Below are 26,264 nucleotides of genomic sequence, written 5' to 3'. Positions count from 1 at the left end.
GTAAGCCCAAGGTAAATTGCCGGTAAAGGCGCTTTGCTAAATCCCCTCCAGTGCTTATCTTTCAGCCTTTCGAAGAAGATGCTCTCGCGCCCAATGGTTGATCACTCCATGCAATCCTCCGCTTCCCGCAATCCCCGTCGCTGGCTGTTCGGCCTGCTAGTCCTGTTGGCCATTGTCGGCCTGTGCTGGAAATTCTGGCCGGCCGATGTTGCCCAAAAAGACCCCGCAGGGCAAAAAGCCGCCAACGGCCATACCGGCAGGTCCGGTGGGATGCGTCCGGGATTCGGTGGGGCGGCCGGGCCGGTGCCGGTACGAGTCGCACCGGCGACCCGCGGAGATTTCCCGCTGTATTACAAGGCCCTGGGCACGGTCACGGCCTTGAACACCATCAATGTGCGCAGCCGGGTGGCCGGTGAACTGGTGAAGATCGCGTTCGAGGAAGGGCAGATGGTCAAGGCCGGGGACTTGTTGGCCGAGATCGACCCGCGTCCTTATCAAAACGCCTTGCTGCAGGCCGAAGGCACCTTGTTGCAGAACCAGGCACAACTGAAAAACGCCCTGGTCGATCTGGAACGTTACCGCGGCCTGTACGCTGAAGACAGCATCGCCAAGCAGACCCTGGACACCGCGGCAGCGCTGGTGGGCCAGTATCAGGGCACGGTCAAGACCAACCAGGCGGCGGTCAATGACGCCAGGCTGAACCTGGAGTTCACCAAAATCCGCGCACCGATCGCCGGGCGCCTGGGCCTGCGTCAGCTCGACGTCGGCAACCTGGTGGCGGCCAATGACACCACGGCGTTGGTGATCATTACCCAGACCCAACCGATCAGCGTCGCCTTCACCTTGCCGGAAAACAGTCTGACGACGGTGCTGGAGCGTTATCGCAGCGGCGCGAAACTGCCGGTGGAAGCCTGGGATCGCGGCGACCTGAAGTTGCAGGCTACCGGCGTGTTGCAGAGCCTGGACAACCAGATCGACGTCACCACCGGCACCCTGAAGTTCAAGGCACGCTACGAGAACCGCGATCAAAGCCTGTTCCCCAACCAGTTCGTCAATGTGCGTTTGCTCGCCGACACCTTGAAAGGCGTGGTGCTGGCGCCGACGGCGGCGATCCAGTTCGGCAATAATGGCACCTTCGTCTATGCAATGGATGGCGACAAGAAGGTCAAGATTCACCCCCTGAAAGTCGGCGCCAGCGACGGCAACCTGACGGTCGTCAACGAAGGCCTGGCCCCCGGCGATCGAGTGGTCCTCGAAGGCACCGACCGCCTGAAAGAGGGCACTGAAGTGGAAGTGGTCAACGACAGCCAGGACGTTCCGGCCACGCCGGCCGAGCACCTGCAAGGCAAGTCGGCGAATGCCGGGGTTGAACCGGAAGCCACCGACAAGGCGAAAAAGGGCGGCGCATGAACATCTCGCGGCTGTTCATCCTTCGCCCGGTAGCCACTACCCTGAGCATGCTGGCGATTATTCTGGCCGGCGTGATCGCCTATCGGCTGTTGCCGGTCTCGGCATTGCCCCAGGTCGATTACCCGACCATCCGGGTCATGACCCTCTATCCCGGCGCCAGCCCGGATGTCATGACCAGTGCCGTGACCGCGCCGCTGGAGCGGCAGTTCGGGCAAATGCCCGGTCTGACCCAGATGGCCTCGACCAGTTCCGGCGGCGCCTCGGTGCTGACCTTGCGCTTCAACCTCGATATCAATATGGATGTCGCCGAGCAGCAGGTGCAGGCGGCGATCAACGCCGCGACCAACCTGTTGCCCAAGGATCTGCCGGCGCCGCCGGTGTACAACAAGGTCAACCCGGCGGACACCCCGGTGCTGACCCTGGCGATCACCTCCAGGACCATGCTGTTGCCCAAGCTCAATGATCTGGTCGATACCCGCATGGCGCAGAAAATCGCCCAGATCAGCGGCGTCGGCATGGTCAGCATCGCCGGCGGCCAGCGTCAGGCGGTACGGATCAAGGTCAATCCCGAGGCCCTGGCGGCCAATGGCCTGAACCTCTCGGACGTGCGGGCCCTGATCGGCGCCTCCAACGTCAACCAGCCCAAGGGCAACTTCGATGGCCCGACCCGGGTGTCGATGCTCGATGCCAACGACCAGTTGACCTCGCCCAAGGACTACGCCGAGCTGATCCTCGCCTACAACAATGGCGCGCCGTTGCGGCTCAAGGATGTGGCGCAGATCGTCGACGGCGCCGAGAACGAGCGTCTCGCCGCCTGGGCCAATGAAAACCAGGCGGTATTGCTGAACATCCAGCGCCAGCCCGGGGCGAACGTGATCGAGGTGGTCGACCGGATCAAGGCATTGCTGCCGAGCATCACCGACAACCTGCCGGCCGGCCTCGACGTGATAGTGCTGACCGACCGCACCCAGACTATCCGCGCCTCGGTCACCGACGTGCAGCATGAGCTGCTGATCGCCATTGCCCTGGTGGTCATGGTGACCTTCCTGTTTTTGCGCCGTGCCAGTGCGACCATCATTCCGTCGGTGGCGGTGCCACTGTCGTTGATCGGGACCTTTGGCGTGATGTACCTGGCCGGGTTCTCGGTCAACAACCTGACCCTGATGGCCCTGACCATCGCCACCGGGTTTGTGGTGGATGACGCGATCGTCATGCTCGAGAACATTTCGCGTTTCATCGAGGAGGGCGACAGCCCCATGGTGGCGGCGCTCAAGGGCGCCAAGCAAATCGGCTTCACGCTGGTTTCTCTGACCCTGTCGCTGATTGCCGTGCTGATCCCGCTGCTGTTCATGGCCGACGTGGTCGGACGGTTGTTCCGCGAGTTCGCCATCACCCTGGCGGTGGCGATCCTGATTTCCCTGGTGGTCTCCCTGACACTGACGCCGATGATGTGCGCGCGGTTGCTCAAGCGCGAACCCAAAGAACAAGACCAGGGGCGTTTCTACCGCGCCAGCGGCGCCTGGATCGACTGGATGATTGCTGCCTACGGGCGCAAGTTGCAGTGGGTGCTCAAGCACCAGCCACTGACCCTGCTGGTGGCCGTCGCCACCCTGGGCCTGACGGTGTTCCTCTACATGGTGGTGCCCAAGGGCTTCTTTCCGGTGCAGGATACCGGGGTGATCCAGGGCATTTCCGAAGCGCCGCAGTCGATCTCGTTCGCGGCCATGAGCGAGCGTCAGCAGGAACTGGCGAAAATCATTCTGCAAGACCCGGCGGTGGAGAGCCTGTCGTCCTACATCGGCGTCGATGGCGACAATGCCACGCTGAACAGCGGCCGCCTGCTGATCAACCTCAAGCCTCACGGCGAGCGCGACCTGAGCGCCACCGAGGTGATTGCGCGTTTGCAGCCAGAGTTGAACCAACTGGCCGGTATCCGCTTGTTCATGCAGCCGGTGCAGGACCTGACCATCGAAGACCGGGTCAGTCGTACCCAGTACCAATTCAGTATGTCCTCGCCGGACGCCGATATGCTCGCCCTGTGGAGCGGCAGGCTGGTCGAGGCCCTGGCCAGTCAGCCGGAGCTGACCGACGTTGCCAGCGATCTGCAGGACAAGGGCTTGCAGGTCTATCTGGTGATCGACCGCGATGCCGCGTCGCGGATCGGGGTCTCGGTGTCGAACATCACCGATGCGCTGTATGACGCCTTCGGCCAGCGGCAGATTTCCACCATTTACACCCAGGCCAGCCAGTACCGCGTGGTGCTGCAGGCACAGTCCGGCGAGAAGATCGGTCCGCAGGCGCTGGAGCAGATCCACGTCAAGACCACCGACGGCGGCCAGGTGCGCTTGTCCAGCCTGGCGCATATCGAGGAGCGCCAGGCACAACTGGCGATCACCCATATCGGCCAGTTTCCGGCGGTGATGATGTCGTTCAACCTGGCACCCGGTGTGGCGCTGGGGCAGGCGGTCGAGCTGATCAACCAGGTACAGCGGGACATCGGCATGCCATTGGGTGTGCAGACACAGTTCCAGGGCGCCGCCCAGGCTTTCGAGGCGTCGTTGTCGAGCACCTTGCTGCTGATTCTGGCCGCGGTGGTGACCATGTACATCGTCCTTGGCGTGCTCTACGAGAGCTATATCCACCCGATCACCATTCTCTCGACCTTGCCGTCAGCGGCAGTCGGCGCCTTGCTGGCGCTGTTGCTCAGCGGCAATGACCTGGGGATGATCGCCATCATCGGGATCATTTTGCTGATCGGTATCGTCAAGAAAAACGCGATCATGATGATCGACTTCGCCCTCGACGCCGAGCGCAACCAGGGGCTGGACCCGCAGACGGCGATCTATCAGGCGGCATTGCTGCGGTTCCGGCCGATTCTGATGACCACCCTGGCGGCGTTGTTCGGCGCGGTGCCGCTGATGCTCGCCACCGGCTCCGGCGCGGAACTGCGCCAACCCTTGGGTCTGGTGATGGTCGGTGGCTTGCTGTTGAGTCAGGTACTGACCTTGTTCACCACCCCGGTGATCTATCTGTACTTCGACCGTCTCGGTCGACGCTGGCGGCCGGCGCCCGAGCGCGCGGAGCCGGTAGAACAGCCATGAACCTCTCCGGACCGTTCATCAAACGCCCGGTGGCGACCATGCTCCTGAGCCTGGCGATCGTGTTGCTCGGCGGCATGAGTTTTGGGTTGCTGCCAGTGGCGCCGCTGCCGCAGATGGATTTCCCGGTGATCGTGGTGCAGGCCAGCCTGCCGGGTGCCAGCCCGGAGGTCATGGCCTCGACCGTGGCCACGCCGCTGGAGCGCTCCTTCGGCACCATTGCCGGGGTCAACACCATGAGCAGCCGATCCAGCCAGGGCTCGACCCGGGTGATCCTGCAATTCGACCTCGATCGCGACATCAACGGCGCGGCGCGGGAAGTGCAGGCGGCGATCAACGCCTCGCGCAACCTGTTGCCCAGCGGCATGCGCAGCATGCCGACCTACAAGAAGGTCAACCCGTCCCAGGCACCGGTCATGGTGCTGTCGCTGACCTCGGAGGTGCTGCAAAAAGGCCAGCTGTATGACCTGGCTTCGACCATTCTTTCCCAAAGCCTGTCCCAGGTGCCGGGCGTCGGCGAAGTGCAGATCGGCGGCAGTTCGCTGCCGGCGGTGCGCATCGAGCTGGAGCCACAGTTGCTCAACCAGTACGGCGTGGCCCTGGACGATGTGCGCAATACCATCGCCAATGCCAACGTGCGCCGGCCCAAAGGCTCGGTGGAAGACGACCAGCGCATGTGGCAGGTGCAGGCCAATGATCAACTGGAAAAAGCCAAGGATTACGAACCGCTGATCATTCGCTACCAGAACGGTTCGGCATTGCGCCTGAGCGACGTGGCGAAGGTCAGCGACGGCGTCGAGGACCGCTACAACAGCGGCTTCTTCAACGATGACTCGGCGGTGCTGCTGGTGATCAACCGCCAGGCCGGGGCCAACATCATCGAGACGGTCAACGAGATCAAGGCCCAGCTGCCGGCGTTGCAGGCGGTGTTGCCGGCCAGCGTCAAGCTGAACCTGGCCATGGACCGCTCGCCGGTGATCAAGGCGACCTTGCACGAAGCGGAAATGACCCTGCTGATTGCCGTGGCGCTGGTGATTCTGGTGGTGTTCCTGTTCCTCGGTAACTTGCGCGCTTCGTTGATCCCGACCCTGGCGGTGCCGGTGTCACTGGTCGGTACGTTCGCGATCATGTACCTCTACGGCTTTTCCTTGAACAACTTGTCGCTGATGGCGTTGATTCTCGCCACCGGGCTGGTGGTGGATGACGCCATCGTCGTGCTGGAGAACATCAGTCGCCACATCGACAAAGGCGTGCCGCCGATGAAGGCCGCCTATCTCGGGGCGCAGGAAGTCGGTTTCACCCTGCTGTCGATGAACGTTTCGCTGGTCGCGGTGTTCCTCTCGATCCTGTTCATGGGCGGGATCGTTGCCAGCTTGTTCCGCGAGTTTTCCATCACGCTGGCCGCGGCGATCATCGTGTCGCTGGTGGTTTCGCTGACCCTCACGCCGATGCTCTGCGCGCGCTGGCTGAAGCCGCATACGCCAGGCCAGGAAAACCGTCTGCAACGCTGGAGCCAGCGGGCCAATGAATGGATGGTCAGCGGGTATGCGCGCAGCCTGGACTGGGTGTTGCGCCATCGGCGGCTGACGTTGCTCAGTTTGCTGGTGACCATCGGGGTCAATGTCGCACTGTATGTGGTGGTGCCGAAAACTTTCCTGCCGCAGCAGGACACCGGTCAGTTGATCGGCTTCGTGCGTGGAGATGACGGCCTGTCGTTCAACGTGATGCAGCCGAAGATGGAAACCTTCCGCCGCGCGGTATTGCGCGATCCGGCGGTGGAAAGCGTGGCCGGCTTCATTGGCGGCAGCAACGGCATCAACAATGCGTTCATGCTGGTGCGTTTGAAACCGATCAAGGAGCGGCGGATTTCCGCGCAGAAAGTCATCGAGCGCCTGCGCAAGGACATGCCCAAGGTGCCCGGCGGGCAATTGATGCTGATGGCCGACCAGGACCTGCAATTTGGCGGCGGCCGGGAACAGAGCACCTCGCAATACTCCTACATTCTGCAAAGCGGTGATCTGGGTGCCTTGCGCGAGTGGTACCCGAAAGTGGTCAGCGCGCTCAAGGCCTTGCCCGAGCTGACTGCCATCGATGCCCGGGAAGGGCGCGGCGCGCAGCAGGTGACGCTGGTGGTCGACCGCGATCAGGCCAAGCGCCTGGGCGTCGACATGGGTATGGTCACCTCGGTGTTGAACAACGCCTACAGCCAGCGGCAGATTTCCACCATCTACGACAGCCTCAACCAGTATCAGGTGGTGATGGAGGTCAATCCGAAGTACGCCCAGGATCCGATCACCCTCAATCAGGTGCAGGTGATCACCGCGGACGGCCAGCGCATCCCGCTGTCGGGCATCGCCCATTACGAAAGCAGCCTGGAAGACGACCGGGTCAGCCATGAAGGGCAGTTCGCTTCTGAAAGCATTTCCTTCGACATGGCCGAGGGCGTCACCGTTGAACAGGGCGGCGCCGCCATCGAGCGAGCCATTGCCAAGGTCGGTCTGCCGGAAGAGGTGATCGCCAAAATGGCCGGTACCACGGACGCCTTCGCCGCCACGCAAAAGAGTCAGCCATGGATGATTCTCGGCGCGCTGGTGGCGGTGTACCTGGTGCTTGGGGTGCTCTATGAAAGCTATATCCATCCGCTGACGATTCTTTCGACCCTGCCGTCGGCCGGGGTCGGGGCACTGCTGTCGATCTACGTGCTGGGTGGCGAGTTCAGCCTGATCTCGCTGCTGGGGCTGTTCCTGCTGATCGGCGTGGTGAAGAAAAACGCCATTTTGATGATCGACCTGGCGCTGCAGCTGGAACGCCACCAGGGCCTCGAGCCGCTGGAGTCGATCCGCAGTGCCTGCCTGTTACGTCTGCGGCCGATTCTGATGACCACCCTGGCGGCGATCCTCGGGGCCTTGCCGTTGCTGCTGAGCACCGCCGAAGGCGCAGAAATGCGTCAGCCGCTGGGCCTGACGATCATTGGCGGGCTGATCTTCAGTCAGGTGTTGACCCTTTACACCACTCCGGTGGTTTACCTCTATCTCGACCGACTGCGCCATCGCTTCAACCACTGGCGTGGGGTACGTACCGATGCTGCTCTGGAAACTCCGCTATGACTGACCGCTCGCTCCCAAAAACAACCGTGCTGTTTGCCCGCCAACCGGGCCTGGCCCGCGGTTCGCGAGTGCTCGGCCTCGGGCTCTGTGCACTGTTGCTCAGCGCCTGCGCCATCGGTCCGGACTACCAGCGCCCGCAATTGAGCACGCCAGTCCAGTACAAACAAGCCCAGGGCTGGCGCCAGGCCAGTCCCAGCGATTCCCTGGCCCGTGGCGCCTGGTGGGAACTGTACGGTGATCGGCAACTCAATGGCCTGATCGAAACGCTCAACAGCGCCAACCAGACCGTCGCCCAGTCCGAAGCCCAGTACCGCCAGGCCCAGGCGCTGGTGCGCAGCGCTCGGGGGGCGTTCTACCCCAGTGTCGACCTGAGCGCCGGGAAAACCCGTTCCAGCCAGGGCACCGGTAGCAGCAGTTCGAGCCTGACCAGCTCCAGCAGTGGTATTCGCGACACCTACAACACTGAGTTGGGTGTCAGTTGGGAGGCGGATATCTGGGGCAAGTTGCGTCGTGGCCTGGAAGCCGACACGGCCAGCGCCGAGGCGAGCTTTGCCGACCTGGCGGCGATGCGCCTGAGCCAGCAGTCGGAACTGGTGCAGAATTACCTGCAACTGCGGGTGATCGACCAGCAGAAGCGCTTGCTGGAAGCGACAGTCGCGGCCTATCAGCGCTCGCTGACCATGACCGAAAACCAGTACCGCGCCGGTGTCTCCGGCAAAGATGCGGTCGCCCAGGCGCGAACTCAGCTCAAAAGCACTCAGGCCGATCTCATCGACCTGATCTGGCAGCGCGCGCAGCTGGAAAACGCCATCGCCGTGCTGACCGGGGTGCCACCGGCGCAATTCAGCCTGGTGGAAACCCAGGACATCCCGGCATTGCCGCAAATTCCCTTGAGCCTGCCGTCGCAGCTGCTTGAACGGCGTCCGGATATCGCCTCGGCCGAACGTTCGGTGATCGCCGCCAATGCCGAAATTGGCCTGGCTGAAGCGGCTTACTACCCGGACCTGACCCTGAGCCTGAGTGGTGGTTACAGCAGCAGTAGCTTTAACGACTGGATCAGCCTGCCGAACCGTTTCTGGTCGGTGGGGCCGCAACTGGCCATGACCCTGTTCGATGGCGGCCAGCGCTCGGCGGAAGTCGACCGCAGCGAAGCCGCCTACGATCAGACCGTGGCCAGGTACCGGCAAACTGTGCTCGACGGTTTCCGCGAGGTGGAAGACTTCCTGGTGCAGTTGAAAGTACTGGAAGACGAAGCGGCGGTGCGTCAGGAGGCCCTGGAAGCAGCCCGTGAATCCCTGCGCCTGACGGAGAACCAGTACCGGGCCGGCTTGATTGCCTACCTGGATGTGGTGGTGGTCCAGGCCACTGCCCTGAATAACGAACGCAGCGTGCTGACCCTGCTGCAAAGCCGCCTGATCACCAGCGTGCAGCTGATCGCCGCGCTGGGCGGTGGCTGGGGCGGGTAGGAGCTGCCGAAGGCTGCGATCTTTTGATCTTGACCTCTGCTCAGGCAATCCATTTTCCGGATCAAAAACGAAGATCAAAAGATCGCAGCCTGGCGGCAGCTTCTACGGGATTTCATGTTCGCGTGAAAATGGTGCGTGTCGCGAATGAGTACCCGACGATCAATTTATCAGACCAGTGGCCAACTGATAATTTTTCTCAGTGCGTTCTCTAGCGCAATCGGTACAATCGCCGGCTTTGCCCCCGAGCATGGACGCCGTTCGGCTCACCGGCCACGAGAAGTCCCATGCTCATCGGTAGTTATTCCCCCGTCCTGGTGTTGATCTCCCTCTGTGTGGCGATTCTTGCGTCTTATACCGCACTCGATCTCACCGGACGTATCGCCACGGCCAAAGGTCGGGCGGTTCATCTGTGGACCGCTGGCGGGGCGTTGGCCATGGGCGTGGGTGTCTGGTCGATGCACTTTATCGGCATGCTGGCCTTCAAATTGCCGATTGACCTCGGCTATGACCTCACGATCACCCTGTTATCGCTGCTGATCGGTATCCTGTCCTGCGGGTTCGCCCTGTGGCTGGTCAGTCAGCCGCGCTTGCCGGCCTGGCAGTTGGCGTTCGGCGCCCTGATCATGGGCGCGGGGATCAGCGCCATGCACTACACCGGCATGGCCGCGATGCGCATGCAGCCAGGCATCGATTACGATCCAGCCTTGTTCAGCGCCTCGCTGTTGATTGCGGTCGGGGCTTCGGCCGCAGCACTGTGGATTGCCTTCCGCCTGCGGCAGAACACCCCCTACGTCAGATTGGCCCGTGGCGGGGCGGCGGTGGTCATGGGCCTCGCCATCGTCGGCATGCATTACACCGGCATGGCCGCCGCGCGTTTCGCCGACGGCAGCTTCTGCGGCGCGGCAATCAATGGCCTGAGCGGCAAAGGGCTGGACAACCTGGTGCTGGTTACCACCCTGGCGGTGCTGTGCATCGCCTTGCTGACCTCGATCCTCGATGCCCGCCTGGAAGCCCGCACCGCTGACCTGGCCGATTCCTTGACCCTGGCCAACCAGGAACTCACCCAGCTTGCGCTGCATGACACCCTGACCGGTTTGCCAAACCGGGTGTTGCTGGCCGATCGCATCGATCAGGCCATGCATCTGGTGCAGGAGCAGGGTGGTTGTTTTGCGCTGATGTTCATCGATCTGGATGGCTTCAAGCCGGTCAACGACGCTTTTGGCCATCACATGGGCGACCAGTTGCTGCGTGAGGTCGGTCAGCGCCTGCGTGAGGAGTTGCGCAGCCAGGACACCCTGGCGCGGATCGGTGGCGACGAATTCGTATTGCTGGTGCAGCTTGGCGGTGCGGATGATGCCCTCAGACTGGCCGCTCGCCAGGTCGGGCTGATTTCCCGCACGTTCAGGGTGGCCGAGCATGACTTGCAAATCTCCGCCAGCATCGGCATCGCGCTGTACCCGGGTAACGGCCAGACCGCGCAAGAATTGCTGATGAACGCCGACGCGGCGATGTATCACGCCAAAGGCACCGGCAAAAACGGCTATCGCTTCTTCGATGCCTCGATGAACACCAACGCCCGCAGGCAGCTGCAAATGCTGCAGGACCTGCGCGCGGCGGTCGAGCAGCAACAATTCAGTCTGTATTACCAACCCAAGTTCAGTGCCGGCAATGGCCTGCCGGTGGGCGCCGAGGCCTTGCTGCGTTGGGAGCATCCGCAGCAGGGGATGCTGCTGCCGGACAAATTCATCGATCTGGCGGAAAAGACCGGGCTGATCATCCCGATCGGCGAGTGGGTATTGAACGAAGCCTGCCGTCAGATGCGTGAGTGGTATGTGCAGGGTTACACCGACTGGCGTATCGCGGTGAACCTGTCAGCGTTGCAATTTTGTCATGTCGGGCTGGTACAAAGTGTTGCCACAGCGTTGGCTCGCCACCAGTTGCCGGCCAACAACCTGACGCTGGAAATCACCGAAACCACGGCCATGAGCGACGCAGATGCGAGCATGATGGTGCTTCGGGAGCTCTCGGCAATGGGTGTCGATCTGTCCATCGATGATTTCGGCACCGGCTATTCAAGCCTGATGTACCTCAAGCGGCTACCCGCCAACGAGTTGAAGATCGACCGCGGGTTTGTCCGCGACCTGGAGCATGACAGCGACGACGCCGCCATCGTCTCGGCCATCGTCGCCCTCGGTCAGGCGCTGGGGCTGCGGATCGTCGCCGAAGGCGTGGAGACCAATGTGCAGCAGAACTTCCTGACTCAGTTGGGCTGTGATTCGCTGCAAGGTTACCTGCTCGGGCACCCGCTGCCGGCGGCGCGTTTCATGGCCGATATCCATCGGGCGGAGCAATTGGCGGTGGGCTGATAGACCGAATGCGAACTTGTAGCAGCTGCCGAAGGCTGCGTTCGGCTGCGAAGCAGTCGTAAACCCTGTATGCACGGTCACCCTGAAACACCGCAGCGTCTGAATACACGGCCGCTTCGCAGCCGAACGCAGCCTTCGGCAGCTGCTACGGGAGTTGTGTTGGTCGTAACACTTGATGTGACTCCATGCAAAAGCCAACGATGGCGGTTATTCTTTACCCCGACCGCTTATGCTTAATAACGGGAGAAAGCAAGCATGGATAAAGTCCTGGTCATCACCGGTGGTAGCCGCGGCATTGGCGCAGCCACCGCACTGCTGGCAGCGCAGCAAGGTTATCGGATCTGCATCAATTACCAGGCGGACGAGCAGGCCGCCCAGCAGGTACTCGAGCAAGTCCGTGGACTGGGCGCCCAGGCGATTGCGGTGCGCGCCGATGTCAGTATCGAAGACGAAGTCATTGCGCTGTTCCACCGGGTCGATATCGAGTTGGGACGGGTCACGGCGCTGGTCAACAACGCGGGCACCGTCGGGCAGAAGTCCCGGGTCGATGAAATGTCCGAATTCCGCATTCTCAAGACCATCCGGACCAACGTGCTGGGGCCGATTCTCTGCGCCAAGCACGCACTGCTGCGCATGTCGCCCAAACACGGTGGCCAGGGCGGCAGCATCGTCAACGTGTCCTCGGTTGCCTCGCGCCTGGGTTCACCCAATGAATATGTCGACTATGCCGCCTCCAAAGGCGCGCTGGACAGCTTCACCATAGGCCTGTCCAAAGAAGTGGCGGGTGAGGGCATTCGTGTCAACGCGGTGCGTCCGGGCTTCATTTTCACCGATTTCCACGCACTGAGCGGGGACCCGGAGCGGGTCAGCAAACTTGAATCCGCCATTCCCATGGCCCGTGGTGGCCGCCCGGAAGAAGTGGCGGAGGCGATTGTCTGGCTGCTGTCGGACAAGGCCTCGTATGCGACCGGGACTTTTGTGGATCTTGGGGGTGGGCGGTAAGGTTCAAGATCAAAGGATCGCAGCCTTCGGCAGCTCCTACGGGGGGATTACCCGGTCGGCGCAGGAGCTGCCGCAGGCTGCGATCTTTTTGCTGTTCAGAACGACCGCACAATCCGCCCCAAGGTCTCCATGGCCTTTTCCGCCGCCTCGTTCCATGGGCTGCCGTAATTCAATCGAATGCAATTCCTGAAGCGTCGGGTCGGTGAGAAAATCGGTCCTGGAGCAATGCTGATGCCTTGGGCCAGGGCCATCTGGAACAACTTCAAGGAGTCCATCTGCTCTGGCAGTTCCAGCCACAGGAAGTAGCCGCCGGCCGGTTGGCTGACGCGGGTCTGGGCCGGGAAGTAGCGGGCAATGGCCGCAAGCATGGCGCTTTGCTGTTCTTCCAGGGCGTAGCGCAGTTTGCGCAGGTGACGGTCGTAACCGCCGTGTTGCAGGTAGTCGGCGATAGCGGCCTGGGCCGGCATCGAGGCGCAGAGTGAGGTCATGAGCTTCAGCCGTTCGATTTTTTGCGCATAGCGCCCGGCGGCAACCCAGCCGATGCGGTAGCCGGGAGCCAGGCTTTTGGCGAAGGAGCCACAGTGCATCACCAGGCCTTCGGTGTCGAACGCCTTGGCCGGTTTCGGCGCCTGTTGGCCGTAATAGAGTTCGGCGTAGACGTCGTCCTCGATCAGCGGCACTTGATGACTGCGCAACAACTCCACCAGTTCCTGCTTCTTGGCTTCGGGCATGGTCGCGCCCATCGGGTTCTGGAAGCTGGTCATGCACCAGCAGGCTTTGATCGGGTATCGTTCCAGGGTTTGTGCGAGGACTCCAAGGTCGATGCCGTCCCTGGGGTGCACGGGGATTTCCACGGCCTTGAGCTTCAGTCGCTCCAACACTTGCAGGCAGGCATAGAACGCCGGGGCTTCGATGGCCACCAGGTCACCGGGTTCGGTCACCGCTTGCAGGCACAGGTTCAGGGCCTCGAGGGCACCATTGGTGATCAGCAGCTCTTCCATCGGCAGCATCAGGCCGCCGACCATGTAGCGCAGGGCGATTTGCCGACGCAATTGCGGGTTGCCCGGCGACATGTCGGTGACCACCATGCGCGGGTCCATTTCGCGGCTGGCGCTGGCCAAAGAGCGGGCCAGACGTTGCAGCGGGAACAGGGTCGGGCTGGGGAAGGCCGAGCCGAACGGCACGGTGCTCGGGTCCTTGATCGAGTCGAGGACCGAGAACACCAGTTCGCTGACGTCGACTTCGGTGGACTCGTTGACCTGGCTGCTGATCACCGGCTCCGAGAAGGGGCTCGGTGCGTGGGTGTTGACGAAGTAGCCGGAACGCGGCCGGGCGCGGATCAGGCCGCGACGTTCCAGCAGGTAGTAGGCCTGGAACACCGTGGACGGGCTGACCCCGTAAGTCTGACTGGCGTAGCGCACCGACGGCACGCGCTGGCCGGGGCCGAGGACCCCGGAGCGGATCAGTTCAGCGATGTCATCGGCGAATTTTTCGTAGCGTTTCATCTAATGCCCGGTTTGGTTCATTCAAGTTTTTTGCGCGGTCGAAGCAGCCAAAAGATCGCAGCCTGCGGCAGCTCCTACGCCGAATCGATGCCCCATTGATCGCAGGTCGTACACAAATCCGTAGGAGCTGCCGCAGGCTGCGATCTTTGTCGGGTCACCACCATTGACTGACTTGCACGTAACAGCCCCAAGAGCGCTCGCAATCTTAAAGCCTCAACGATTCATCGGTGCAACAAACCGGCTCTTCGCCACGCTATAGATCTCCGGCTCGTCGCTGTCGACAACCTTGAAGCTGATGCTCTGCGAGCTGCTGCTCGGCCGTTCGGTGGTCATCGCCACCGACACCGGCACGTCGACAATCTCACCCGGCGCCAGGCTCAGGTCGGTCTTGCCCTGCAACTGGAAGCCATCGCCATCCACCAGTTCCAGGCCGTACTGCTGGCGCTGCTGGGTCTTGTTGATCACCTTCAGACTGTAGATGTTTTCGATCTGGCCCTGACTGTTCTCGCGGAACAGGCCGCGGTCCTTGCTCACATCCAGGGACACCATCGGCCGCTCTACCAGCGCCAGGGCCAGGGCGCCGATCATCAGCACCAGCACTGCCGTGTAGCCGATCAGCCGTGGCCGCAGCCAATGGGTCTTGCCTCCCTGGAGTTCATGCTCCGAGGTATAACTGACCAGTCCGCGGGCATAGCCCATTTTGTCCATGATCGAGTCGCAGGCATCGATACAGGCCGCGCAACCGATGCATTCCATCTGCAAGCCGTCGCGGATATCGATGCCGGTCGGGCACACCTGCACGCACAACTGACAGTCGATGCAGTCGCCCAGGCCGGATTCGGCCGAGGTGACGCCGCGTTTACGCGGGCCCCGGCTTTCGCCGCGCGCCACGTCGTAGGAGATGGTCAGGGTGTCCTTGTCGAACATCACGCTTTGAAAGCGTGCATAGGGACACATGTGCATGCACACCGCTTCGCGCAACCAGCCGGCGTTGATGTAGGTGGCGCCGGTGAAGAACAGCACCCAGAACAGACTGACGCCACCCATCTGCAAGGTCAGCAGTTCGCTGGCCAGGGGCCGGATCGGCGTGAAGTAGCCGACAAAGGTCAAACCGGTGAGCAGGCTGATGGCCAGCCACAGAGTGTGCTTGGCCGAGCGGCGCATCAGCTTGTTCGGCCCCCAGGGCGCTGCTTGCAGCTTGATTCGCTGGTTGCGCTCGCCTTCGGTGACTTTTTCGCACCACATGAATAGCCAGGTGAAGGAACTCTGAGGGCAGGTGTAGCCGCACCAGACCCGGCCTGCGAATACGGTAATGGCGAACAGGCCGAACGCGCAGATGATCAGCAGCGCCGAGAGCAGAATGAAATCCTGCGGCCAGAACGTCGCGCCGAAGATGTGGAACTTGCTCTCCGACAAGTCCCAGAGCACCGCCTGACGGCCGCCCCAGTTCAGCCACACGGTGCCGAAAAACGCCAGGAACAAAAAGCCTGCGCCGCCCAACCGCAGGGTGCGGAACAAACCGCTGAAGCTGCGGGTGTGGATCAGGTTGTCGCTGGACTTGGCCTTCATCTTTGGACGTGAAGGCTCGAATGTTTCTACTAATCGGACGGGGATTTTATCGCTCATGGTCGTTCGCTCATCAGCCTCCATCAGGCCGATACACTATGACCAGCGATCTGTTTGCATAACAGACTCAGGTATTGGAATAAAAAGCGGATCAGATGCGCGCCAGGGACCTGCCTGCGACAACTTGCTGCACCCCTCGGCGACCCTTTGCTTACAAGGCGCCAGCGTCTGGCACGGGTGCCGGCGAATGTCTGTGATCCACGTCAGTCAAATCACCGAACCACGCTCGCTGGCCTTCAAATGCCGGCGCCCGTCGACGGCACCTGCTACGGTCAATGCGTCGGCTTCTGCTTCGGTGATGTATACGCGCCCGCCGTTGAGCTCGACCGCCGACATGGCCACTTCCGGATCGGTGATGACCGTCACCTCGGCGGCGGGGCGTTGCTCCTGAACCTCGTCAGTTTCGAAGAAGCAGATCTGGTTTTCGATGCGCACAGTCATGGCGTTGTCCTTTTGTCGGGGGTTTGAGTATTAGGTTTCAGCGGCTGGCCATCGTTCTGGGCAGCCGATTGATGGTCACTGGTCCCTTGCCGCACGACTGCTCACGGCTGCTGTCCATCGCATATTGACCAATAAGAAGGACAGCGCCATGAACGCCTGGTGGCATGAGGTTTGGGTAACGCTACAAGCCGAGTTCGCCGATATCGGCGATGCCGGACAACTGACGAAAATCACTGTGCGCCTGCTGATGGCCGCCATCCTCGGCGGCATTCTCGGCTTCGAGCGCGAACAAAAGGGCAAGGCCGCGGGCGTTCGCACCCACATGCTGGTAGCGCTGGGCGCGGCCTTGTTCGTGCTGGTGCCACAGATGTCCGGCGCCCAGGCCGACGCGATGAGCCGGGTGATCCAGGGCGTGGTCGCCGGGATCGGCTTCCTCGGTGCCGGGACCATCCTGAAAAACACCGAAGGCGACGAGGGCCAGGTCAAAGGCCTGACCACCGCCGCCGGCCTGTGGATGACCGCCGCCATCGGCGTCTCGGCCGGCCTGGGCCGAGAGGCGACGGCGGTACTCAGTACCTTGTTGGCGCTGCTGATACTGGGTGTGATGCCAATGGTGGTCAAGTTGCTGGAGAAGGATGAGCCATAGGTCAGGCAAGTGTTATTGACTATCAGAGTCAGATGACACAAATCGGTGGCTTGCTCACGCACGCCTGCCATGAACCGTGACTACGCTTGCATCACGCCTTCACCGGCGGCTCCTCGCTCTGCGGGTCGCCCACGGGAGTCTGAGTGCCCGGCGGAGTTGGATCTTTCTCCGGCACGGGTGTCGGGTCGGGTGTGGGGTCAGGCGGTGGCAGGGTCGGGTCGTCGATGTTCGGATCAGGAGTCTCAGCCGGAATAGGAATGCCCATGGATGTGGCCTCGTTTCTGCTTGTTGTGACAGGAGTAAAGCGATTGAACGTTGAGGGGTGACTTTGACTCCCGGTTTTTTCCCAAGGCATGCCGCAGGCAAATCCATATGAACTTTTGCCCCTGCTTTTGGCTCGGAACCTAAGTGTGTTCATTCATAGAACACCAGCGCAGGTGAGATTCGACCAGGCACAAGAGCGTCCATGGGGCGTAAGGAGAGATGCTCGATGATTGCTGAACAACCGACAGAGCTTGAGCACAACCCGCAATTACCCTTGCCGCAGGCGTTGCTGTTGCCACGGATTGCGATCGAGAGCACCGCGCCGGTGATCGATGGTGGCCAGTTTGCCGTCAAGGCGGTGGTGGGCCAGCCAGTGGTAGTCACCAGCAAGGTGTTCGCCGATGGCCACGACCAGCTGGCGGTGAAGCTGTGCTGGCGTGGATCGGCTGATTCGCAGTGGCATAGCCTGACCATGACCGATCTGGGCAATAACAGCTGGGAAGGGCAGTTCATGGTGACCGAACAGGGTCTTTATGGGTTTCGTATTGAAGCCTGGATCGATCAGTTCGCCAGTTTCTGTTATGAGTTGAGCAAGAAACATATGGCCGGGGTGCCGGTCAGCCTGGAATTGCAGGAAGGGCGCAGCCACGTGCTGCAGGCGGCTTCACGCACTGAAGGGACATTGAGCGAGCAACTGCACGCGTTGCACCATGATCTGTCCGGTTTGCTGGAAGCCGAGCAGGTTGCACTGTTTTTGCATGAGCGCAGCGCTGAGTTGATGGCCCAGGCCGATCATCGAGCGTTCCTCAGTATCAGCCCTGAGTATGCGGTGGACGTCGAGCGCGAACTGGCGCAGTTTGCCAGTTGGTATGAGCTGTTTCCGCGCTCGATCACCGATGACCCAATGCGTCATGGCACCTTCAATGATGTGCACTCGCGCTTGTCGATGATCCACGATATGGGCTTCGACGTGTTGTATTTCCCGCCGATCCACCCGATCGGCCGCAGCTATCGCAAGGGCCCGAACAACTCCCTGACGGCCGGCCCCGACGATCCGGGCAGTCCTTATGCCATCGGCGGTGCCGAGGGAGGGCACGAAGCCATTCACTCCGAACTGGGCACTCGTGAAGACTTCCGCCGGCTGGTGGCCGCCGCTGCTGACCACGGGCTGGAAATCGCCCTGGATTTCGCCATTCAGTGTTCCCAGGATCACCCTTGGCTCAAAGAGCATCCGGGCTGGTTCAGCTGGCGGCCGGATGGCAGCATCAAATACGCCGAGAACCCGCCGAAGAAGTATCAGGATATCGTCAACGTCGATTTTTATGCGGTCGATGCGATCCCCAGTCTCTGGCTCGCACTGCGCGATATCGTCATCGGATGGATCGAGGAGGGCGTGAAGATTTTCCGCGTCGACAATCCGCACACCAAGCCCCTCCCGTTCTGGCAGTGGATGATCGCCGATGTGCGGGCGTTGTACCCCGAGGTGATCTTCCTCGCCGAGGCCTTTACCAAGCCGGCGATGATGGCGCGATTGGGCAAGGTCGGTTATTCCCAGAGCTATACCTACTTCACCTGGCGCAACACCAAGGCCGAACTGGCGACTTATTTCACCGAGCTGAACGAGTCGCCATGGCGTGAGTGCTTCCGGCCGAATTTTTTCGTCAATACGCCGGACATCAATCCCGGGTTCCTGCATGAATCGGGGCGCGCCGGTTTCCTCATCCGCGCTGCATTGGCGACCATGGGTTCGGGGCTGTGGGGCATGTACTCAGGCTTCGAGTTGTGTGAGTCGGCGCCGGTACCGGGCAAGGAAGAGTATCTGGATTCGGAGAAATACCAGATCCGCCCGCGGGACTTCACTGCGCCGGGCAACATCATTGCCGAGATCGCCCAGCTCAATCGCATTCGCCGGCAGAACCCGGCGTTGCACAGTCATCTGGGGCTGAAGGTCTACAACGCGTGGAACGACAACATTCTGTATTTCGGCAAGCGCAGCGTCGACGGCAGCAATTTCATTCTGGTGGCGATCAGCCTCGATCCGTTCAACGCCCAGGAGGCGAGTTTCGAATTGCCGCTGTGGGAGATGGACTTGCCTGACGATGCACAAACCAGCGGTGAAGACCTGATGAGCGGCCATCGCTGGACCTGGTATGGCAAGACCCAGTGGATGCGGATCGAACCCTGGCATCAGCCGTTCGGGATCTGGCGGATAACGGCAGCTTGAGAAACATGGCTTTGCCCGGAGGCTCCCAAACTCATACGGCACGCCCGCTTTTATGAATTCAACAGGAGTCACAGATGGCGAAGAAACCCAGGTCAGCCGCCTTTATCAAGGATCCGCTCTGGTACAAGGATGCGGTGATTTACCAAGTACACGTCAAGTCTTTTTTCGACTCGAACAATGACGGGATCGGCGACTTTCCTGGCTTGATCGCCAAACTCGATTACATTGCAGATCTCGGTGTGAACACCATCTGGGTACTGCCGTTCTACCCTTCACCGCGTCGTGACGATGGTTACGACATTGCCGAATACCGTGGCGTGCATGCCGATTACGGGACCATGGCCGACGCCAAGCGCTTTATCGCAGAGGCCCACAAGCGCGGGCTGCGGGTCATCACCGAGCTGGTCATCAACCATACCTCGGACCAGCACCCCTGGTTCCAGCGGGCACGCAAGGCAAAGCCTGGTTCGGCGGCTCGGGACTTCTATGTCTGGTCCGATAACGATCAGAAGTATGACGGTACCCGGATCATCTTTCTCGACACCGAAAAATCCAACTGGACCTGGGATCCGGTGGCCGGCCAGTACTTCTGGCACCGGTTCTATTCCCACCAGCCGGACCTGAATTTCGATAACCCACAAGTCATGAAAGCCGTGCTCTCGGTGATGCGCTACTGGCTGGACATGGGCATCGACGGCTTGCGGCTGGACGCGATTCCCTACCTGATCGAGCGCGACGGCACCAACAACGAGAACCTGCCCGAGACCCATCAGGTGCTCAAGCAGATCCGTGCCGAGATCGATGCCAATTACCCGGACCGCATGCTGCTGGCCGAAGCCAACCAATGGCCGGAAGACACTCAACTGTACTTTGGTGATTGCAAGGGGGGTGCTTCCAAGGGGGAGAGTGGTGACGAGTGCCACATGGCCTTTCACTTTCCCTTGATGCCGCGCATGTACATGGCACTGGCCCAGGAAGACCGCTTTCCAATCACCGACATCCTGCGCCAGACCCCGGAGATTCCGGCCAACTGCCAGTGGGCGATTTTCCTGCGTAACCACGATGAACTGACCCTGGAAATGGTCACCGACAAAGAGCGTGATTACCTGTGGAATTACTACGCGGCCGACCGTCGGGCGCGGATCAACCTGGGGATTCGCCGACGCCTGGCGCCCTTGATGGAGCGCGACCGTCGTCGGGTCGAGTTGCTCAACAGTCTGCTGCTGTCGATGCCGGGCACCCCGACCCTGTATTACGGCGATGAAATCGGCATGGGCGATAACATCTACCTCGGTGACCGCGACGGGGTGCGCACGCCGATGCAATGGTCGATCGACCGCAACGGCGGCTTCTCCCGCGCCGACCCGGCCAGCCTGGTGTTGCCGCCGATCATGGACCCGCTCTACGGTTATCAGTCGGTGAACGTCGAGACCCAGGCCGGCGATCCCCATTCGCTGCTGAACTGGAACCGGCGGATGCTGGCGGTGCGTAAGCAGTCGAAAGCCTTCGGTCGCGGTACGTTGCGGATGCTCTCGCCGAGCAACCGGCGGATCCTGGCGTATACCCGCGAATACACCGGGCCCGACGGCAAGCATGAAATCATTCTCTGCGTGGCCAACGTGTCGCGCAGCGCCCAGGCCGCCGAACTCGACTTGTCGACGTATGCTGGAATGGTGCCGGTAGAGATGCTCGGCGGTAATGCTTTCCCTCCGATCGGCCAGTTGAATTTCCTGCTGACCCTGGCGCCCTATGGGTTCTACTGGTTTGTGCTGGCAGCGGAAAACCAGATGCCCAGCTGGCATGTGGAACCGGCGCAGAGCATGCCGGACTTCACCACCCTGGTGCTGAAAAAGCGCCTCGAAGAATTGCTCGAAGCGCCGTCGCGCACCACCCTGGAGCAGACTTCGCTGCCGGCCTGGTTGCCCAAGCGTCGTTGGTTCGCCAACAAGGACACGACCATCGGGCAGGTGCATATCGTCTACGGCGTGCGTTTTGGCGACCCGCAGCATCCGGTGTTGTTCAGCGAGATAGAGGTCACCAGCGACGGCCATACCAGCCGCTATCAACTGCCCTTCGGTTTGCTGGCCGAGGATCAGTACAGTGCGGCCTTGCCGCAGCAACTGGCATTAGCCCGGGTCCGGCGCGGACGGCAAGTCGGCCTGATTACCGATGCCTTCAGCCTCGATAGCTTTGTACGGGCGGTTTTGCAGGGCATCCAGGCGTATTCGGTGTTACCGACCAGCGCCGGCGAGATCCGTTTCGAACCGACCGCCGAGCTGGCGAAGCTGGGCTTGAACGACGAATCTGAAGTACGTTATCTGTCGGCCGAGCAGTCCAACAGTTCGGTGGTGATTGGCAACAGCCTGGTATTGAAATTGATCCGCAAAGTCAGTGCCGGTGTCCATCCGGAACTGGAGATGGGCGCGTATCTGACCGCGGCAGGTTTCAGCCATATTTCACCGCTGCTCGGCTCGGTGATCCGCCGTGATGAGCAGGGTGAGGACAACTTGCTGATGATCGCCCAGGGTTACCTGAGCAATCAGGGCGACGCCTGGGAGTGGACGCAGAACAACCTTGAACGAGCGGTTCGCGACGAATTGGCCGAAGCGATGTCCGAGCAGGAACAGCATTACAACGCCCTTGGCGAATTGAAGGATTTCGCCGGCATGCTGGGGCAACGTCTGGGCGAGATGCATCAGGTATTGGCGGCGCCCACCGACAACCCCGATTTCAGCCCGCAACAGAGTACCCTCAAGGATGCACAGGCGTGGACCCGGCACATCGGCGCGCAACTGGAGCGCGCCTTGCAGCTGCTCAAGCAGCATCAGGTCGAGCTACGGCCCGAGGATCAGTTGCTGGTCAGCCGTTTGCTGCAACACAAGAAAGCTTTGCTCAGCCACATTCAAGCGCTGGCGAAGCGGGCCATTGGCGGTTTGCGCATTCGTGTACACGGTGACCTGCATCTGGGCCAGGTGCTGGTGATCAAGGGAGATGCCTATCTGATCGACTTCGAAGGCGAACCGGCGCGGGCATTGCATGAACGTCGGGGCAAGCACAGCCCGTACAAGGATGTCAGTGGTGTGTTGCGCTCGTTCGACTACGCGGCGGCGATGGCGTTGAATGCGCAGAGCGTCGACGTATCGGCTCATGCCCACGCCGCACGTCTACGCGTGACCGAGCGCTATGTCATTGAAGCGCGAGAGGCTTTTGTTCAGGCATATCGGCTGGCAACGTCTAGTCTTGCTCAGGCATGGCAGGACGCCGAAGGTGAGGACGCCGCGCTGGCGTTGTTTGGCCTGGAGAAAGCGGCTTATGAGGTCGTCTATGAAGCCGAGAATCGTCCCACCTGGCTGCCGGTGCCATTGCACGGTTTATACGGGTTATTGAGTGGGCTCAAACCCTTTTCCGACACAGAGACCAGTGGAGAGTAGTCATGAGTTTCTCAAACAGGGAACAGGGTCATTCGAAAGAGGCATTGCTGCCTGGCGCCAAGGATATCGATGGGTTGGTGCGCGCCGAGCATCGCGATCCGTTTGCGATCCTGGGGCCCCATGGCGATGGTGCCGGCGGGCAGTTTATTCGAGGGTTCCTGCCCGGTGCCCTGAGTGTTCAGGTGCTGGCCCGCGATAGCGGTGAAATACTCGGGAACCTCGATGCGACTGACGTGCCGGGTTTGTTTGTCGGGCATTTCGACCGCGCACAGCCCTATCAATTGCGCATCAACTGGGCGGGCGGCGAGCAGACCAGCGAAGACCCTTACAGCTTCGGCCCGCTGCTCGGCGAGATGGACCTTTATCTGTTTGCCGAAGGTAATCATCGCGACCTGAGCGCGTGCCTTGGTGCGCAATTGAAGACCGTGGACGGCGTCGATGGCGTGCGTTTTGCCGTGTGGGCACCGAATGCCCGAAGGGTCTCGGTGGTCGGTGACTTCAACGTCTGGGACGGCCGTCGACATCCGATGCGCCTGCGTCATCCGTCCGGGGTGTGGGAGTTGTTCATCCCGCGCCTGCAGGCAGGAGAGGCCTACAAGTACGAAATTCTAGGCGCGAACGGGATTCTGCCACTCAAATCCGACCCTGTGGCGCTGGCCACTTCGCTGCCACCGGATACCGCATCGAAAGTCGCATCGCCACTGCGGATCGACTGGCAGGACCAGGAGTGGATGCAGACTCGTGGCGAGCGCCACGGCCCGGATGCACCGCTATCGATCTATGAATTGCATGCCGGTTCCTGGCAGTGCGAAGTCGATGATCTCGGTGAGGTCTCACGTCAATACAATTGGCATGAACTGGCCGAGCGCTTGATCCCCTACGTACAGGAACTGGGCTTCACCCATATCGAGCTGATGCCGATCATGGAGCATCCGTTCGGGGGGTCCTGGGGTTATCAGCCACTGTCGCAATTCGCCCCGAGCGCCCGCTACGGCTCGCCGGAGGATTTCGGCGCCTTCGTCAACGCCTGCCACCAGGCGAACATCGGGGTGATCCTCGATTGGGTCCCGGCGCATTTCCCCACCGATACCCATGGCCTGGCGCAATTCGACGGGACCGCGCTGTATGAGTACGGCAACCCTCAGGAAGGTTTCCATCAGGACTGGGATACCTTGATCTACAACCTGGGACGCACTGAAGTTCACGGCTTCATGCTGGCCTCGGCGCTGCACTGGCTCAAGCATTTCCATGTCGATGGCCTGCGGGTGGATGCAGTGGCTTCGATGCTCTACCGCGACTATTCACGTAAAGCCGGCGAGTGGGTACCCAATCGCCACGGCGGTCGCGAGAACCTCGAAGCCATCGATTTTGTCCGGCACCTGAACGACGTGGTCGCGCTGGAGGCTCCGGGGGCGCTGATGATTGCCGAAGAGTCGACGGCCTGGCCGGGCGTCAGTCAGGGTACCCAGCAGGGTGGCCTGGGCTTCAATTACAAATGGAACATGGGCTGGATGCACGACTCGTTGCATTACATTCAGCAGGATCCGGTGTATCGCGCTCACCATCACAACGAGTTGAGCTTCGGCCTGGTGTACGCCTGGTCCGAGCGGTTCATCCTGCCGATCTCCCATGATGAAGTGGTCCACGGCAAACATTCGCTGATCGATAAAATGCCCGGCGATCGCTGGCAGAAATTCGCCAACCTGCGCGCCTACCTGAGCTTCATGTGGGCGCATCCGGGCAAGAAGCTGCTGTTCATGGGCTGCGAGTTCGGCCAGTGGCGCGAGTGGAACCACGATCAGCAGCTGGATTGGTACCTGATGCAGTATCCCGAGCACCGGGGAGTGCAGAAGCTGGTGGCGGATCTGAACCGGCTGTACCGCGAAGAGCCGGCGCTGCACGATCAGGACCATGCGCCGCAGGGGTTCCAGTGGCTGATCGGTGATGATGCAATCAACAGCGTGTATGCCTGGTTGCGCTGGAGCAAGGAAGGGCGGCCGGTGCTGGTGGTGGCCAACTTCACGCCAGTGCCGCGTCAGGCCTATCGGATCGGTGTGCCGTTCGCCGGGCGCTGGAGTGAAGTGTTCAACAGCGATGCCGACACCTATGCCGGTTCCAATTATGGGAATGGCGGCGGTGTCGTGGCCGAGGACCAGCCGAGCCATGGCGAGGAATTGTCGCTGGTGTTGAACCTGCCGCCGTTGGGGGTATTGATGCTGCGGCCCGAGGGTTAACGCCGGCATTGTGGTGAGGGAAGTTGCCCCCTCACCACAGGTTGCCACTTGTTGTGGCAAAGCCTTACCAACGCATCCGCACACCCAGACTGCCAATCAAACCATTGAGATCGTTGTCGTCGACACTGCTGCTGTAGTCGGCGCTGACATACAGGCTCACTGTGGGCGAGACACTGGCCACCAGGCCCAGACCCAAATCGACAGTGGAGGATTTGTGGCTGCTGCTGATCTTGTCGACCTGGCCGAGGCTTAGTGTGTCGCCGCTATGCACCGTATGCCACAAGTTGGTCCGCACATAGGGTTCGACCGGCAGCCCGCGAATTTCGTAGCTACCTTTCAACCGCGCACCGACCCGACCACTCCAGGACGTCAAATCGCTGGACGAGGCGTTGCCATTGCCGCCATTCGGGGAGTCCAGGCTGATCCGTTGATTGATGAACTGCGCCTGGGGTTCAACGACCCAGTTTTCGCTGATGTCGATGGGGAATCCACCTTCGACCGACAGCGTCACCGCACTACCCTCGGCTGCCTGTCGGGCGCCTTGTTCGGAGCGACTGAAGCCATTGACGCGGCCGCCGCTCGCGGTCAAATCCACATGCCAGCCTTGCGGGCCGGTCAGGCTCCAGTAGGCACCCAGGCTCTGGCCTTCGAGGTTCAGGCTGTCATGTCGCGGGTCGGCGATGGTGCGTGAGGTCAACATGCCATTGCTGTTGCTCTGGAACTGGCTCTGTCCTGCGACCAGGCCGACACGCTGGGTGTGCCCGCTGTCATTTTTCAGGGTGTAGAGCGCCGGCCCCCTGGAAAGGTGGTCGGAGTACTGCGAAACGAGGAAGTCGCTTTCAGCCTGCCTGGAGGCCTGACCATACACCCGCTCCCAGGCGGCAGGGGCGGCTTCATTGAGGGTCAGCGGCTGAGTGTCGAGGCGCGGGTTGGAGCTGTAAGGTCCGATGAACGTCGAATCCGGTGTCGGCAAGGTAAACACTGGAATGTCCTGGCGATACCAGGGCGTCGACTCCTCTTCGGCATTACCTGCCTGAACCTCCATGGAGGAACAGAGCAACAACGTAGTCGAAACGGCACAAATGGTGATTTTGATCTCTTGTGGGGTGATTGAAGTTTTCATGGAGGTCTACCTTGCAATGGCATGCCTTATCACGCTATGGCGTCTCTCCTACCCCGAGTGAGGGGCGACCGAATTCAATGAGGCGAAGCCCGCCGGCCCGCTTGCGCAGGTGTTTCGAGGCTTGCCCCGGATGGTATTTCCGGGGGTAGTAAAGTGAAGCTAAGAAGACCCCAGACCTTGCGTCAAGAAATTGAATGATGGGCGGTAGCGTTATTTTATGAGCGTCAAATATTTGATATTTAAGGTTTCTCTAAGTTCTTGTTTGCACGCAAGATCATCCGCCAAGCCCCGGTTTAGAGGCTTTCGTTAGCAGGCTACGGG

15 protein-coding genes are annotated in these 26,264 nt (G+C 61.1%); 10 read left to right on the top strand and 5 right to left on the bottom strand.

Features of this window, described 5'->3' with window-relative positions:
- The first annotated feature begins 93 nt into the window (after positions 1–93).
- The 6 genes from AC3IUA_RS16755 to AC3IUA_RS16730 all read left to right on the top strand — a co-directional run bounded on the left by AC3IUA_RS16755 (position 94) and on the right by AC3IUA_RS16730 (position 12,449).
- Complete coding sequence (locus tag AC3IUA_RS16755; protein ID WP_489355505.1) at positions 94–1,410, top strand: MdtA/MuxA family multidrug efflux RND transporter periplasmic adaptor subunit; 1,317 nt, start codon at positions 94–96, stop codon at positions 1,408–1,410.
- Positions 1,407–4,511 (top strand): MdtB/MuxB family multidrug efflux RND transporter permease subunit, encoded by a 3,105-nt coding sequence (locus AC3IUA_RS16750; RefSeq protein ID WP_489355503.1) that lies wholly within the window; start codon positions 1,407–1,409, stop codon positions 4,509–4,511. Before AC3IUA_RS16755 ends, AC3IUA_RS16750 begins: the two co-directional genes overlap by 4 nt.
- On the top strand, positions 4,508–7,615 hold the full coding sequence (locus AC3IUA_RS16745) for an efflux RND transporter permease subunit (RefSeq protein ID WP_489355501.1): 3,108 nt from the start codon (positions 4,508–4,510) through the stop codon (positions 7,613–7,615). Before AC3IUA_RS16750 ends, AC3IUA_RS16745 begins: the two co-directional genes overlap by 4 nt.
- The gene (locus tag AC3IUA_RS16740; protein ID WP_489355499.1) at positions 7,612–9,081 is read left to right on the top strand and encodes an efflux transporter outer membrane subunit; all 1,470 of its coding nucleotides are present in this window, start codon (positions 7,612–7,614) and stop codon (positions 9,079–9,081) included. The genes AC3IUA_RS16745 and AC3IUA_RS16740 overlap by 4 nt, the downstream gene beginning before the upstream one ends.
- A 284-nt stretch (positions 9,082–9,365) precedes the next feature.
- Positions 9,366–11,447: a putative bifunctional diguanylate cyclase/phosphodiesterase gene (locus tag AC3IUA_RS16735; protein ID WP_489355497.1), complete on the top strand. Its 2,082-nt coding sequence runs from the start codon at positions 9,366–9,368 to the stop codon at positions 11,445–11,447.
- A gap of 255 nt (positions 11,448–11,702) precedes the next feature.
- Positions 11,703–12,449 carry an SDR family oxidoreductase gene (locus tag AC3IUA_RS16730; RefSeq protein WP_489355495.1) on the top strand — a complete coding sequence of 249 codons (747 nt, stop codon included), beginning with the start codon at positions 11,703–11,705 and terminating at the stop codon, positions 12,447–12,449.
- Positions 12,450–12,544: 95 nt separating this feature from the next.
- Here AC3IUA_RS16730 and mapR read toward each other — a convergent pair whose 3' ends face one another.
- The 3 genes from mapR to AC3IUA_RS16715 all read right to left on the bottom strand — a co-directional run bounded on the left by mapR (position 12,545) and on the right by AC3IUA_RS16715 (position 16,021).
- The gene (gene mapR / locus AC3IUA_RS16725) at positions 12,545–13,954 is read right to left on the bottom strand and encodes a GntR family transcriptional regulator MpaR (RefSeq protein WP_489355494.1); all 1,410 of its coding nucleotides are present in this window, start codon (positions 13,952–13,954) and stop codon (positions 12,545–12,547) included.
- A gap of 213 nt (positions 13,955–14,167) precedes the next feature.
- Positions 14,168–15,580, bottom strand: a complete 1,413-nt coding sequence (gene ccoG, locus AC3IUA_RS16720; protein WP_489355492.1) for a cytochrome c oxidase accessory protein CcoG — start codon at positions 15,578–15,580, stop codon at positions 14,168–14,170.
- 207 nt (positions 15,581–15,787) lie between these two features.
- Positions 15,788–16,021: a DUF3203 family protein gene (locus AC3IUA_RS16715; protein ID WP_489355490.1), complete on the bottom strand. Its 234-nt coding sequence runs from the start codon at positions 16,019–16,021 to the stop codon at positions 15,788–15,790.
- Between the two features lie 148 nt (positions 16,022–16,169).
- Here AC3IUA_RS16715 and AC3IUA_RS16710 point away from each other — a divergent pair, with 148 nt between their 5' ends.
- Positions 16,170–16,667, top strand: a complete 498-nt coding sequence (locus AC3IUA_RS16710; protein ID WP_489355488.1) for an MgtC/SapB family protein — start codon at positions 16,170–16,172, stop codon at positions 16,665–16,667.
- Positions 16,668–16,758: 91 nt separating this feature from the next.
- Here the strand turns inward: AC3IUA_RS16710 and AC3IUA_RS16705 are convergent, their stop codons facing one another.
- Positions 16,759–16,932, bottom strand: a complete 174-nt coding sequence (locus tag AC3IUA_RS16705; RefSeq protein WP_489355486.1) for a hypothetical protein — start codon at positions 16,930–16,932, stop codon at positions 16,759–16,761.
- A gap of 225 nt (positions 16,933–17,157) precedes the next feature.
- Here AC3IUA_RS16705 and AC3IUA_RS16700 point away from each other — a divergent pair, with 225 nt between their 5' ends.
- The 3 genes from AC3IUA_RS16700 (at position 17,158) to glgB (ending at position 24,820) form a co-directional block, all read left to right on the top strand.
- Positions 17,158–19,155, top strand: a complete 1,998-nt coding sequence (locus tag AC3IUA_RS16700; protein ID WP_489355484.1) for an alpha-1,4-glucan--maltose-1-phosphate maltosyltransferase — start codon at positions 17,158–17,160, stop codon at positions 19,153–19,155.
- A 74-nt stretch (positions 19,156–19,229) separates the two neighbouring features.
- Positions 19,230–22,586 carry a maltose alpha-D-glucosyltransferase gene (gene treS / locus AC3IUA_RS16695; RefSeq protein ID WP_489355482.1) on the top strand — a complete coding sequence of 1,119 codons (3,357 nt, stop codon included), beginning with the start codon at positions 19,230–19,232 and terminating at the stop codon, positions 22,584–22,586.
- A 2-nt stretch (positions 22,587–22,588) separates the two neighbouring features.
- Entirely contained in the window at positions 22,589–24,820 is a 2,232-nt protein-coding gene (gene glgB, locus AC3IUA_RS16690) for a 1,4-alpha-glucan branching protein GlgB (protein ID WP_489355480.1), read from the top strand.
- Positions 24,821–24,884: 64 nt separating this feature from the next.
- On the opposite strand, the gene AC3IUA_RS16685 is transcribed toward glgB, so the two are convergent.
- Complete coding sequence (locus AC3IUA_RS16685) at positions 24,885–25,943, bottom strand: autotransporter domain-containing protein (RefSeq protein WP_489355479.1); 1,059 nt, start codon at positions 25,941–25,943, stop codon at positions 24,885–24,887.
- Positions 25,944–26,264 lie beyond the last annotated feature (321 nt).

The sequence above is a fragment of the Pseudomonas sp. KH_050 genome, from assembly GCF_057838875.1.
The sequence above is the reverse complement of the archived record's forward strand: the minus strand, read 5'-3'. Positions and strand labels throughout refer to the sequence as shown.